Source organism: Streptomyces aureoversilis (genome assembly GCF_042657885.1).
Classification (GTDB): Bacteria; Actinomycetota; Actinomycetes; order Streptomycetales; family Streptomycetaceae; genus Streptomyces; species Streptomyces aureoversilis.
On record NZ_JBHSKJ010000003.1, the window covers coordinates 85,505 to 99,305 of the forward strand.

8 protein-coding genes are annotated in these 13,801 nt (G+C 74.2%); 6 read left to right on the forward strand and 2 right to left on the reverse strand.

What is annotated here, in order from left to right; genetic code table 11:
• The first annotated feature begins 90 nt into the window (after nt 1-90).
• The 4 genes from ACFPP6_RS05765 (at nt 91) to ACFPP6_RS05780 (ending at nt 3,248) form a co-directional block, all read left to right on the forward strand.
• Entirely contained in the window at nt 91-750 is a 660-nt protein-coding gene (locus ACFPP6_RS05765; RefSeq protein ID WP_382037857.1) for an RNA polymerase sigma factor, read from the forward strand.
• The gene (locus ACFPP6_RS05770; RefSeq protein ID WP_382037858.1) at nt 750-1,418 is read left to right on the forward strand and encodes a hypothetical protein; all 669 of its coding nucleotides are present in this window, start codon (nt 750-752) and stop codon (nt 1,416-1,418) included. The genes ACFPP6_RS05765 and ACFPP6_RS05770 overlap by 1 nt, the downstream gene beginning before the upstream one ends.
• 133 nt (nt 1,419-1,551) lie before the next feature.
• Nucleotides 1,552-2,100 carry a cupin domain-containing protein gene (locus ACFPP6_RS05775; RefSeq protein WP_382037860.1) on the forward strand — a complete coding sequence of 183 codons (549 nt, stop codon included), beginning with the start codon at nt 1,552-1,554 and terminating at the stop codon, nt 2,098-2,100.
• The gene (locus ACFPP6_RS05780; protein WP_382037862.1) at nt 2,097-3,248 is read left to right on the forward strand and encodes a serine hydrolase domain-containing protein; all 1,152 of its coding nucleotides are present in this window, start codon (nt 2,097-2,099) and stop codon (nt 3,246-3,248) included. Before ACFPP6_RS05775 ends, ACFPP6_RS05780 begins: the two co-directional genes overlap by 4 nt.
• A gap of 43 nt (nt 3,249-3,291) precedes the next feature.
• On the opposite strand, the gene ACFPP6_RS05785 is transcribed toward ACFPP6_RS05780, so the two are convergent.
• Nucleotides 3,292-4,104: an ABC transporter ATP-binding protein gene (locus ACFPP6_RS05785; protein ID WP_382037864.1), complete on the reverse strand. Its 813-nt coding sequence runs from the start codon at nt 4,102-4,104 to the stop codon at nt 3,292-3,294.
• Nucleotides 4,105-4,278: 174 nt separating this feature from the next.
• Here ACFPP6_RS05785 and ACFPP6_RS05790 point away from each other — a divergent pair, with 174 nt between their 5' ends.
• Entirely contained in the window at nt 4,279-5,274 is a 996-nt protein-coding gene (locus ACFPP6_RS05790; RefSeq protein WP_382037866.1) for an ABC transporter substrate-binding protein, read from the forward strand.
• 51 nt (nt 5,275-5,325) lie between these two features.
• Here the strand turns inward: ACFPP6_RS05790 and ACFPP6_RS05795 are convergent, their stop codons facing one another.
• The gene (locus tag ACFPP6_RS05795; RefSeq protein ID WP_382037868.1) at nt 5,326-6,453 is read right to left on the reverse strand and encodes a M20 family metallopeptidase; all 1,128 of its coding nucleotides are present in this window, start codon (nt 6,451-6,453) and stop codon (nt 5,326-5,328) included.
• Nucleotides 6,454-6,595: 142 nt separating this feature from the next.
• Here ACFPP6_RS05795 and ACFPP6_RS05800 point away from each other — a divergent pair, with 142 nt between their 5' ends.
• Nucleotides 6,596-13,801 (forward strand): amino acid adenylation domain-containing protein, encoded by a 7,206-nt coding sequence (locus tag ACFPP6_RS05800; RefSeq protein ID WP_382037870.1) that lies wholly within the window; start codon nt 6,596-6,598, stop codon nt 13,799-13,801.

The window sequence follows — 13,801 nt, forward strand, 5'->3', positions numbered from 1 at the left end:
TTTTGCGGGGTTGTGGCACGGCGGGGTCTGCTTTTCCGGTTCATTGGAAGAACGCAGAAGACGCAGGAGAAGACGCGACGAGAGGCGCCCATGAGAGACAGCGGTCGGACGCCCGCGCCCGCCGGGACCACCCGCCCCTCCGAGCGCCGGATGGAGATCGCCTTCACGGCCTTCCGTGAACTGCACGAGCACAGGTGGGGCGCGTACGCCTACGTCCACACCGGCGACGCCGAGGCCGCCGAGCACATCACCGAGGCCGCCTTCGACCGGCTGTGCGCGCAGTGGCCGCACGCGCTGCGCCAGCCCTCGGCCGACTCCTACGCCTGGTCGCTGCTCAAGGAGCACGTGGCCGGCTGGCTGGCCCGGCACCGGCGCGGCACGGCGCTGCCGACGGCCGCCCTCCACTGCGCGGCGCACGCCCCGGAGCCCGAGCGCGGCCGGCGGTTCCGGCTCCTGGAGAGCCGGATGGCGCTGTACGCGGCGATCGCCCGGCTGCCCGAGCGGCAGTGCGACGCGCTCGTCCTGAACCTGGTCATCGGCTACACCGTGGCCCAGGTCGCGGACCTGCTCGGCGTCGAGCGGGCGGCCGCGCGCTCGCTCATCGGGCACGCCAAGCGCAAGGTCGTCGCGGCGGTGTCCGCGGTGTCCGCGGCACCTGAGGAGCCTGCGGCGTGTGCGGCGCCCGTGCCGTCCGCGTCATCCGCGTTAGAAGTCCCTTCAGAGGCCCAGCATTCCGGCAGGGGGAAGTAATGCCGCGCAGCCACGACACCGAGGGTGACGTCATCGAAGCCATGCTGACCTCGGACGCCCGCGCCATCGCGGTGGCGTTCGAGAGCCGGCGCCGCCCGCGACGGCACAGGCCGCCCGCGGAGCCCGCCCCGGCCGGCCCCGCCGCCCGCGAAGAGGCCGCCCACGAGCTCGACCTGGCCTGCGTCCTGGTGATCAACGCCGTCGAGGCGGCCGACAGCCTGGAGCGGTTCGTGGACGACCGGGGCATCGACCCCGAAGGCGCTCTCGTCTTCGCGTGCCTGCTGCACGTGGCCGGGCACACCCGAGCGGCCGACTTCTGGTGGCAGTTCGCCGCCGGGGGCGGCAGCCGCACCGCCGCGTACTGCCTCCACCTCTCCCACCGCCGCAACGGCGAGTTCCGCGACGCCGCGTACTGGCGCGCCCAGGCCGCCCACGACCCGCAGGAGCCCCCGCGGCCCGCGTCCCGGGTGGACGGCCGCCGCAAGCTCCTGACCGACGCGGCCCGCCACGAACTGCTCATCCAGTGGCACAGCGGCCTGACCCCCCATCTGCCCGCCGCGCTGGAGAGCGTCGTCAACCGCCTCACGGTCGACGGCGAGGACGAGGACTTCGGCGAGGTCCCGCAGCCCGCCCCCGGTCTCGTGGAACGGCTCTCCCGCGAGGCCTGAGCCCCTGCCCGCCCGCCTCCTGACCCGTACGGGTGAGAGCACGGGTGCCGTCCGGTACGAACGGGAAATCTTCACAGTGCCGGACGATGTGGTTCCGCCACGACGTCGAACGCCGCCGGGAAGGACCGCCGCCATGACCCTGATTTCCGCCCAGGACGGTCTGGTCGTGCCGCCCGGCGGGGGACGCACCCTCGTCACCCCCGCCCAGCAGGTGACCTTCAAGGTGACGGGGGAGCATTCGCGCGCGGCCTCCAGCTTCGAGGTCGTCGTCCCGCCCGGTTTCGACGTCGGCGCGCACCTGCACACCCGCAGCGAGGAGCTCTTCTACGTGCTGGAGGGCGAGCTGGACGTGCTCGCGTTCGAGCCGCTCGTGCGGACGCGGGACCACTGGCGGGAGTGGCGCTCGGCCGCCGGACAGCGGTACGCCCGCGCCACGCCCGGCACGGTGATCCTGGTGCCGCCGGGCTGCCCGCACGCCTTCGCCAACCCCACCTCGGAGCCGGTGCGGATGTTCTTCCAGGCCTCGCCGCCGCCCGACCACGAGCGCTATTTCGAGGAGCTCTTCGAGATCCTCGAGGCGGGGCCGCCGGTCGACCAGGAGGCGATCGCCGCCCTGCGCGTGCGCTACGACATCGAGCAGCTCACGCCGCTGCGCACCGCGGGCCCCGCGGCGGGCCCGTGACGGATCTTCACGACGTCCTCGAACCGTACGTCCGCAGCGGTGCGGTGCCGGGGGCGGTGGCCCTGGTGGCCCGCGCGGGCCGGGTCGAGGCGGAGGCCCTCGGCTCGCTCGACGCCGACGGCACCGCCCCGATGGCCAGGGACTCCGTCTTCCGCGTCGCCTCGCTCACCAAGCCTGTCACCGCCGCGGCCGTCATGATGCTGGCCGAGGACGGCCGGATGGCCCTGGACGAACCGGTCGCGCGGTGGCTGCCGGAGCTGGCGTCCCCGGTGGTGGTCCGCACGCCGGAGTCGGCCGTCGGCGACGTGGTCCCGGCCGCCCGGCCGGTCACCGTGACGGACCTGCTCACCTTCCGCGCCGGCTACGGCTTCCCGGCCGACTTCTCGCTGCCGGCGGTCGCGGCGCTGTTCGAGGAGGTGCAGGGGCACATCCTCGCCCCGCAGGACACCCTCCCGCCGGACGAGTGGCTGGCGGCCCTGGCCCGGATCCCGATGCTGCACCAGCCGGGTGAGGCCTGGCTCTACCAGACCTGCTCGGACGTCCTGGGCGTGCTGATCGCCAGGGTCGCGGACCGCCCCCTGCCCGACTTCCTCGCCGAGCGGCTCTTCGAGCCGCTCGGCATGACCGACACCGGGTTCGCGGTCCCGTCCGCCGCGCTGGGCCGGTTCACCAGCCTGTACCGGCCCGTTCCGGACGGCGGACTGGAGCTGACCGATCCGCCCGACGGCCAGTGGAGCAGTACGCCCGCGTTCCCGTCCGCGGGCGGCGGGCTCGTCTCGACCGCCGACGACCTGTACGCCTTCGCCCGCATGCTCCTCGCCGGGGGCACGACGGACGGCGGGCGGCCGCTGCTGTCGCCCGCGGCCGTACGGCAGATGACCACCGACCACCTGACGCGGGCCCAGCGCGAGGGCGCCGCGCTGTTCCTGGAGGGCCAGGGGTGGGGTTTCGGCGGCTCGGTCGACATCGCGGCCGCCGACCCGTGGAACGTCCCGGGCCGCTACGGCTGGGTCGGCGGCACCGGTACGGCCGCGCACCTCGTCCCCTCGACCGGCCTGGTCACCGTCCTGCTCACACAGGTGCAGATGGCCGGGCCGGCTCCGCCCGAGGTGATGCGGGACTTCTGGCGGTACGCGGCCGGCTTCTGATCCGGCTTCCGCTGTTCTCCGACGGGGTCTCCTACGGGTTCCGCTACGAGGCGGCCGCGACGGCGGCGGCCGCGGCCACCGGCGCGCGCCGGGCCGGGACGACCACGGGGGAGCCGTCGGCGGGGGCCTCCAGGATGTCGGCCTCGATGCCGTACAGCTCGCGCACCAGGGCGGTGTCGACGACGTCGCGCGGTGAGCCGTGGGCGACGACGCGACCGTCCTTCATGGCGACGACGGTGTCGGCGTAGCGGGCGGCGCTCGCGAGGTCGTGCAGGACCATGACGACCGTGCGGCCGGCGAGGGCCACCTCGCGGACGAGGTCGAGCACCTCGACGGCGTGGCCGATGTCCAGGGCGCTGGTCGGCTCGTCGAGGAGGACGATCGGCGTCTCCTGGGCGAGGACCATCGCGAGCCAGCAGCGCTGGCGCTGACCGCCGGAGAGCTGGTCGAGCCGGCGGCCGGCGAGGGCTGCGACGCCGGTGGCGCGCAGCGCCTCCTCGACGGCCCGCTCGTCGTCGCGCGACCACTGGCGGAACAGGCCCTGGTGCGGGTGGCGTCCGTAGCGCACGAGCCCGGCCACGGTGACGGCCTCGGGGGCCAGTGGCGACTGGGGGAGCAGGGCGATGCGGTGCGCGGCCTGGCGCTGCTTCAGCTGCCAGATGTCGGCGTCGCCCGCGTACACCCGGCCGGACTCGGGCTGGTGGAGCCGGGCGACGGAGCGCAGCAGGGTGGACTTGCCGCAGCCGTTGGGACCGACGATCGCGACGACCCGGCCGGAGGGGATGGTGAGGTCGACTCCCGCCACGGCGCGGTGGCCGGGGTATCCGGCGATGAGCTGTTCGACGCGGAGCTCCACAGGCGGGCCTTTCCAGAAGATCGCCGGCTGATATGGACCCTCCCATGGGGAGAGCTTTAAGGTAAGGCTAACCTAATGTCCATTGCGGGCCGGTGCGAGGGGTTCCTCATGCCGTCTGCCGTCCTTTTGCCATTCCTTTCCGTCCCCGTCTTCACCCACGCCCGGAGCTTTCTGATGACCACACCCAACCGCCTCCTCCCCTTCGCCCCGCGCCGCGCGGTGCAGGTGCTCGCCGCTGTGGGGGCGGCCGCGCTGCTGGTCACCGGCTGTGGCTCGGACTCCGACAAGGGCTCGGACAAGAAGTCCGACAACGCGGCCGAGTCGGGCGGCGGCACCCGTACCGTCAAGGACGCGACCGGCACCGCGGTGAAGGTCCCGGCCAACCCCAAGCGCATCGTGACGCTCACCCAGGAGGACCTGGACGCGGTGCTGGCGCTGGGCGTCAAGCCGGTCGGCATCACCAACGGCCAGGGCCTGAGCAAGCCGCCGGCCTACCTCGCCGACAAGGTCAAGGGCATCAATGTCGTCGGCAACCTGCTGCAGCCGGTGATGGACAAGGTCGTCGCCGCGAAGCCCGACCTCATCCTGGCCGGCGACATGCAGGACGAGCAGATGCTCAAGCAGCTGCGCGAGATCACCCCGGCCACGCTGGTCACCATGGCCCCGACCGATGACTGGAAGCTCTCCTTCCGTGGCATCGGCAACGCCCTGAACAAGATGAACGAGACCAACAAGGTCATCGGCGACTACGAGGCCAAGGCCAAGAAGGCCGGCGAGGGCCTGGGCGACAACAAGGGCGCCGAGGTCAGCATCGTCCGCTGGAACCCGGACGGCCCCAGCTGGATGGAGAAGAAGCAGTTCGCCAGCGGCGTCGCCCTGGACATGGGCCTCAAGCGCCCCAAGGCGCAGGACAAGGACGGCAACGCCCACACCCCGGCGCTCAGCCTGGAGAAGATCAACGAGATCGACGGCGACTGGCTGTTCCTGTCGACCCTCACCTCCGACGGTGAGAAGGCGCTGAAGGACGTCCAGGAGAAGCCGGCGTACAAGGACCTCGGCGCGGTCAAGAAGAACCACGCCGTGACGGTGGACGGTTCGGTCTGGTCCACGCGCGGCGGCCCGATCGCCAGCACGGTCGTCGTGGACGACATCGTGAAGGCGCTCAAGTAACCGACCCGGGTGCGGGACGGGCCGTCAGGCCCGTCCCGCACCCGGATTCCTTCAGCGACCGCTCGCGAAGTCGGCCGCCGTCCAGGCCATCCCGACCGCGCCGTCGAGCAGCGCCTGCTCGCCGCGGGGCGACACCGCGGCCTCGGCGAACTCCGCCTCGTGCGGGCCGCAGGCCCCGTCGCTGATGTCGAGCACCGGGTGGATCGACGGCACGACGTGCGAGACGTTCCCCATGTCCGTGCAGGCGAAGGCGTCCCGCTGCAGCGGCTCGGGCCGGCCCAGCGCCCGGGCGTTGTCCTGCCAGAGCGCGACGAGCCGCGCGTCGGTGCGGAAATCCAGGTAGTCGGGCTCGGGGCGGGTCAGTTCCACCTCGCAGCCGGTGGCCAGGGCGCCCGCGCGGAAGCACGCCTCGACGCGCTCGCGCAGCTCCCGGAGGTCCTCGGCCGCGGAGGCGCGGATCTCGTACTCGGCCGTGGCGCGGTCGGGGATCAGGTTGGGCGCCGTGCCGGCGCCCGTGGTCACCCCGTGCACCTTCCACTGCGGCGGCAGCTGCTGGCGCAGCAGCCCGAGGGCGACCTGGGCGACGGTCAGCGCGTCGGCGGCGTTGCGGCCCTCGTGCGGATTGAGGCTCGGGTGGGCGGACTTGCCGGTGTACGCGACGGAGAGCGTGCCGAGCGCGAACGAGCGGAACTCGGCGACCTCGAACGGGCACGGGTGCACCATCATCGCGGCGTCGACCCCGTCGAAGGCGCCCGCGTCCAGCATGAGCGCCTTGCCCGCGCCGCGCTCCTCCGCGGGCGTGCCCAGCACCCGTACCGTCAGCCCCAGTTCGTCCGCGTGGGGCGCGAGGGCGAGGGCCGCGCCGAGGCCGGCCGCGGCTATCAGGTTGTGGCCGCAGGCGTGCCCGAGGCCGGGCAGGGCGTCGTACTCGCAGACGAGGGCCACCGTGACCGGTCCCGAACCGGTCGTCGCGGAGAAGGCGGTGTCGAGGCCGTACGCGGGCGCCGTCACGTCGAAGCCGTGCCCGCGCAGGAAGTCGGCGCACCAGCCGGCGGCGCGGTGCTCGGCGAAGGCCGTCTCGGGGTGCGCGTGGATGCGCCGGCTGAGCGACAGGAGGTCGTCGCGGTGGGCGAGTACGCGCTCGCGCAGGGCTGATTTGAGGCCGTCGGCCGCGGTCATGATCGGTGCTCCTGTTCGTTCCCCACCCTGTGGTGGGAGACTCTCACGGTGAGGCAAAAAATAGCTTAGGCTTACCTAAGCTGACATACCGGGGGGTACCGGTGTGGCCAGATCGCTGTCATACAACGGGAGTCCCCACACCATGCGTCACCACGAGGCCGAGACTTCTCCTGTCGAGCTGCCGCTGCTCGCGGCCCAGGCCGGAATCCTGTACGCGCAGGAACTCGCCCCTGACAACCCCGTCTACAACACGGGTGACTGCGTGGAGATCCGGGGCCCCCTGGACGAGGAGCTCTTCGCCCGGGCCCTGCAGCGCGCCGCCGGCGAGGCGGAGACCCTCTCCCTGCTCGCCGTGCCGGCCGACCCCGCCGACGAGGACGCCGTCCCCGCACAGCGCCTCGCCGGCGGACAGCGGCCGGCGCTCCACCGCATCGATCTGCGCACCGCCGGAGACCCGTGGGCCGAGGCGGAGACCTGGATGCGCGCCGACCTCGACCGCCCGGTCGACCTCACCCGCGGCCCCCTGGTCACCCAGGCGCTCTTCCGCATCGACGACGAACTGCACTGGTGGTACCAGCGCGTCCACCACTTCGCCGTCGACGCCTACGCCCTGACCCTCATCGGCCGCCGCGTCGCCGAGGTCTACACCGCCCTCGCCGCCGGCGAGGAGCCCCCCGCCGCGGACTTCGCCCCCCTGCGCGAACTCACCGACGAGGAAGCCGCCTACCGCGCGAGCGCCCAGCACGCCACCGACCGCGACCGCTGGCTCGCCCACCTCGGCGACCGGCCCGAGCCCGCCTCCCTCTCCGCCCGCCCCTTCGCTCCCGCGACGACGGTCCTGCGCCGCACCGCCGTCCTCCCCGCAGGCACCCGCGCCCGCCTGGAGAAGGCGGCGGCCGGAGCCAAGGGCAGCACCTGGGCCGAGCTCGTCATGGCCGCCACCGCCGGCTACGTGCACCGCATATCCGGCGCCCAGGACGTCCTCCTGGGCCTGCCGCTGAAGAACCGGCGCAGCCGCGCCGCCCTGCGCACCCCCGCCATGACCGTCAACGTCATGCCGCTGCGCCTCGCCGTCCGCCCCGGGGACACCGGCGCCGAACTGGTGCGCCGCGTCGTCCTCGCCGTGCGCGCCGCCGGCCGGCACCAGCGCTACCGCCTGGAGGACCTGCGCCGCGACCTCGGCCTCACCGGCAGCGACCGGCCGCTCTTCGGCCCCATGGTCAACATCAAGCCGTTCGAGGACGGCGGCCTGGACTTCGCGGGCCTGCCCGGCACCGTCCGCAACCTCGCCGCCGGCCCCGTCGACGACCTCGCCGTCACCGTCACCCCCGGTCCCGGCGGCTCCCTCCTCCTCGGCCTCGACGCCAACCCCGGCCGCTACACCGCCGAGGAGCTCGCCGCCCACGAGCAGGCCTTCCTGCGCTACCTCGACGCGCTGACCGACCTCCTCCTGGAGGACCCGGACCGGCCCGTGGGCACCCTCGACCTGCTCGACGCGGACGGAATCCGCCGGGCCACCGCCGGCCGCACCGAGCCGCCCGCCGAGCACACCCTGCCCGAGCTGTTCAGCGCGCAGGCCGCCCGCACCCCCGGCGCCACGGCCGTCCGCAGCGGCGGCGAGACCCTCACCTTCGCCGAACTCGAGGCCGCCGCCAACCGCCTGGCCCACGAGCTGACCGCCGCGGGCGTCACGGCGGAGACCCCCGTCGCCCTGGCCCTGCCCCGCAGCGCGTCGACCGTCGTCGCCCTGCTCGCCGTCCTCAAGGCGGGCGGCGTCTGCCAGCCCCTCGACCTCGGGCACCCCGCCCAGCGCATCACCGCCGTCCTCGACGACGCCCGGCCCGGCTGCCTCGTCGGCACCGCCGATGCCGTCCGCGGGCTGCCCCCGCACGGCATCTCCACCCTGCTCCTGGACGACCCGGAGACCCGCGCCCGCATCGACGCCCGCCCGGCGACCGCCCCCGCCGCGCCCACGCTCCGTCAGGCCGCGTACATCATCCACACCTCCGGCTCCACCGGCCGCCCCAAGGGCGTCGTCGTCACCCACGCCTCGCTGGCCAACCTGCACGCCGGGCACGGCAGCGACCACATCGCCCCCGCCGTGGCCCGCACCGGCCGCGACCGCCTGCGCATCGGCCACAGTGCCTCCTTCGCCTTCGACGCCTCCTGGGACCCGCTGATCTGGCTGGTCCACGGCCACGAGCTGCACCTGCTGGACGACGCCGACTACCGCGACCCCGCCGCCCTCGCCGGCTACGTGCACGACGAGCGCCTCGACTACCTCGACGTCACCCCCTCCTACGCCGAAGCCCTCCTCGCCGAAGGGCTCCTGGACGAGGGCCGGCACCATCCGGCCGTCGTCGTCGTGGGCGGCGAGACCGTGCCCGACCCGCTCTGGCGGCGCCTGGCCGCCACCGAGGGCCTGGGCCCCGTCAACCTCTACGGCCCCACCGAGACCACCGTCGACGCCTACTACTGGCTGGCCGGCCAGGACGGCACCCCCCAGGGCAGACCCGTCCGCGGCTCCCGTGCCTACGTGCTCGACTCCTCCCTGCGCCCCGCGCCCGACGGCGTCACCGGCGAGCTGTACATCGCCGGGGCCTGCCTGGCCCGCGGCTACCTCGGCCGCCCCGACCTGACCGCCGAGCGCTTCACCGCCGACCCCTTCGGCGCCCTGCACGGCGAGCCCGGCGCCGCCATGTACCGCACCGGGGACCTGGTGCGCCGCCGCCCCGACGGCACCCTCGAATTCCTCGGCCGCGCCGACGACCAGGTCAAGATCCGCGGCTTCCGCATCGAACTCGGCGAGATCCAGGCCGCGCTGGCCGCCCACCCCGCGGTCTCCCAGGCCGCCGTGATCGCCCGCGACACCGCCCACGGCAAGCGCCTCCTGGGCTACGCCGTCCCCGCCGAGGGCACCGGCCCGGCCGCCCTCGACACCGAGGCCCTGCGCGCCCACCTCGCCGGGCAGCTGCCCGCGCACATGGTGCCCGCCGCGATCCTCGCCCTGGACGCCCTGCCCCGCACCGCCAACGACAAGCTCGACCACCGCGCCCTGCCCGACCCCGAGCCCACCGCGGGCCCGGCCGCCCGCGAGCCCCGCACCCCGCAGGAAGCCGCGCTCTGCGGCCTCTTCCAGGACGTCCTCGGCCTGGACGCCCCGCCGTCCCCCGACGCCGACTTCTTCGCCCTGGGCGGTCACTCCCTGCTGGCCGGCCGTATCGCCGCCCGGATCCGCGAGAGCGCGGGCGAGGGCTTCGGCCTCGCCGACGTCTTCCGCAACCCCACCCCCGCCGCCCTCGCCGCCCTCCTGGACACCGCCCCCGGCGGCCCGGCCGACGAGCGCCCCGCCCTCGTGGCCGTGCCCCGCACGGAGCGGATGCCGCTCTCCCCGGCCCAGAAGCGGCTGTGGTTCATGCACCGGCTCGAAGGCCCCAGCCCCACGTACAACATCCCCCTGCTCCTCACCCTCACCGGCCCGCTCGACCGGGACGCACTGCGCCTGGCCCTGCGCGACCTCACCGAGCGTCACGAAACACTCCGGACCGTATACCCGGCCACTGACAACGAGCCCTACCAGCGGATCCTGACGGCCGAGGAGGCGTACCCCGAGCTCCACACCGCCCCGCTGACGGCCGACGTCACCGCCGCCGTCCGGCACTGCTTCGACCTGGCCGCCGAACCCCCGCTGCGCGTCACCCTGTTCACGGGAGGCGGGACGGAGCACACCCTGCTCCTCCTCCTGCACCACATCGCCGGCGACGGCGCCTCCACCACGCCCCTCGCCCGCGACCTCGCCGCCGCCTACACCGCACGCGCCGCGGGCCGCGCTCCCGAACTCGCGCCGCTGCCCGTCCAGTACGCCGACCACACGGCCTGGCAGCAGCGGCTCCTCGGCACCGCCGACGCCCCCACCGCGCTCGCCGACCGCCAGATGGAGCACTGGAAGCAGGCCCTCGCCGGCCTGCCCGACCAGCTCGAACTCCCCACCGACCGGCCGCGCCCGGCCGTCGCCTCCTACGCCGGCGACACCGTGCCCTTCCACCTCGGCGCGGACGCGCACGCCGCCGTCGAGACGCTCGCCCGCACCACCGGCACCAGCGTCTTCATGGTCGTCCAGGCCGCCCTCGCGGCCCTGCTGACCCGCTACGGCTGCGGCACCGACATCCCGCTCGGCACCCCCGTGGCCGGCCGCGACGACGACGCGACCGCAGGCCTCGTCGGCTTCTTCGTCAACACCCTCGTCCTGCGCGCGGACACCTCCGGCGACCCCGCCTTCCGCACGCTGCTGGAGCGCGTCCGCACCGCCACGCTCGGCGCCTACGAGCACGGCGACCTGCCCTTCGACCGGCTCGTCGAGGAGCTCAACCCGCCGCGCTCGCTGGCCCGGCACCCGCTGTTCCAGGTGATGCTCGCCTGGCAGTCCCTGCCCGACGCGGCGTTCGCCATGGGACCGGGCCTGACCGCCGCCATGACGGCCACGCCGTCCGGCACCGCCAAGTTCGACCTCACCCTGAACGCGGGGGAGCAGCCCGGCGGCGGCATCGCCGGCTTCCTGGAGTTCCGCACCGACCTCTTCGACCGCGCCACCGCCGAGCGCCTCTCGGCCCACCTGACCCGCCTGCTGACCGCTGCCGCGGCCGACCCCGACACCCCCGTCGGCCTGCTGCCGATGCTCGGCGGCGACGAGCGCCACCGCCTGCTCGTCGAGTGGAACACCGGCACCCCGGCCCCCGCGCCGTCGAAGCAGACCCTCGTGGAGCTCTACGAGGACGCCGCCCGCCGCCACCCCGGCCGCACCGCCGTCACCTGCGACGGCGCGTCGCTGGACTACGCGGGGCTGTCGGCCCGGGCCAACCGCCTCGCCCGGCTGCTCGCCGCGCGCGGCATCGGCCCCGGCTCCATCGTCGCGCTCGCCCTGCCGCGCTCCCTGGAGCTGGTCACCGGCCTGCTGGCCGTCGCCAAGGCCGGCGCCGCCTACCTCCCGATGGACCCCGACTACCCGGCCGACCGTCTGGCGTACATGCTCCAGGACGCCGCGCCCGCCGCCGTCGTCACCGACACCGCCACGGCGGCCCGCATCCCCGCGCACGACCTGCCCGTCGTGCTCGTCGACGGCGCCGAGGCCGAGGCGTACGCGGCCGCGGACCTCGCCCCGGAGGAGCGCGTCCGGCCGGTGCGCCCGGACGACGTCGCCTACGTCATCTACACCTCCGGGTCCACCGGCCGCCCCAAGGGCGTCCCCGTCACCCACCACAACGTCGTCCGGCTGTTCACCGCCACCGACCAGTGGTTCGGCTTCGACCACACCGACGTGTGGACGCTCTTCCACTCCTACGCCTTCGACTTCTCCGTGTGGGAGATGTGGGGCGCCCTGCTGCACGGCGGCCGCCTCGTCGTCGTGCCCCACCTCGTCAGCCGCGACCCGGCCGCCTTCCTGCGCCTGCTCGCCGCGGAGAGCGTCACCGTCCTCAACCAGACGCCGTCGGCCTTCTACCAGCTGATGGCCGCCGACAAGGAGAACCCGGGCAGCGATCTGGCCCTGCGCTACGTCGTCTTCGGCGGGGAGGCCCTCGAACTGGCCCGCCTGGCCGACTGGTACGAGCGCCACGCCGAGGACGCGCCCACGCTCGTCAACATGTACGGCATCACCGAGACGACCGTGCACGTCTCGTACATCGCCCTGGACCGGGTGAAGGCCGCGGCCGGCGCCTCCAGCACCATCGGCGTCAACATCCCCGACCTGCGCGTCTACGTCCTCGACCCGTACCTGCAGCCCGTGCCGCCCGGCGTCACCGGCGAGATGTACGTCGCCGGCGAGGGCCTGGCCCGCGGTTACCTCGGCCGGCACGCCCTCACGGCGGAACGTTTCGTCGCCGACCCGTACGCGGCCCTCTTCGGTGAGAGCGGCACCCGCATGTACCGCTCCGGCGACCTCGCCCGCCGCCGCCCCGACGGCAACCTCGACTACTTCGGCCGCGCCGACCACCAGGTCAAGATCCGCGGTTTCCGCATCGAGCTCGGCGAGATCGAGGGCGTCCTCGCCGACCACCCCGACGTCGCCGACGCGGCCGTCGTCGTCCGCGAGGACACCCCCGGCGACAAGCGCCTCGTCGCCTACGCCGTCCCGGCCCGCGAGGTCACCCCGGCCGCGCTGCGCGAGCACGCCGCCGGCGAACTGCCCGTCCACATGGTGCCCTCGGCCGTCGTCCTCCTCGACCGGCTGCCGCTGACCGCCAACGGCAAGCTCGACCGCAAGGCCCTCCCGGCCCCCGACCTCGCGTCCGCCGTCACCGAGGGCCGCGCCCCCCGCGGCCCCCGCGAGGAACAGCTCTGCGCGATCTTCGCCGACGTCCTGGGCCTGCCCCGGGTCGGTGTCGACGACAACTTCTTCGACCTCGGCGGCCACTCGCTGCTCGCCGTGCGCCTCGCCGGGCGCGTCAAGGACGCCCTCGGCGCCGACGTCGGCATCGGCACCATCTTCCAGGCGCCGACCGTCGCGGCCCTGGACGCCGCCCTCGACGCCTCGGAGCGGACCGACGCGCTGGACGTCCTGCTGCCGCTGCGCCCGGCCGCGCCCGGCGACAAGGCCCCGCTGTACTGCGTCCACCCCGCCGGCGGCCTCAGCTGGTGCTACGCGGGCCTGATCCGCCACCTGCCCGCCGACGTGCCGATCTACGGCATGCAGGCCCAGGGCGTCGGCCCGGCCACCGCCGCGCAGCCGCTGCCGCAGACCCTGGAGGAGCTCGCCGCCCACTACGTCGACCGGCTCCGGGAAGTCCAGCCCGAGGGCCCGTACCGCCTCCTCGGCTGGTCCACCGGCGGCATCATCGCCCAGGCCATGGCCACCCGCCTGCAGGACCTGGGCCAGGAGGTCGAGCTGCTGGCCATCCTCGACGCCTACCCCGCCGAGGGCTTCCGCGAGCTGCCCGTGCCCGACCAGGCCGAGGCGCTCGAAGCGCTCCTCGCGATGGGCGGCTACGGCCCGGACAGCCTGGAGGGCAAGCCCTTCGAACTCGCCCACGTCACCGACGTGCTGCGCCGCGAGGGCTCCCCGCTGGCCAGCCTGGACGACGCCACCATCGAGGCCCTCAACCGCACCTACCTCAACACCAACCACCTGGTGCGCGCCTTCGACCACCGGGTGTACGAGGGCGACGTGCTCTTCTTCCGGGCCACCGTCGACACGATCGACGACGAGCTCACCCCCGAGACCTGGACCCCGTACGTGACCGGGCGCATCGACAACACGGACGTCGCCTGCTCGCACAAGGACATGACCCTGCCCGAACCGATCGCGCACATCGCGAGCGTGATCGCCGACCGTCTGCAGAACCTGGAGAACTGA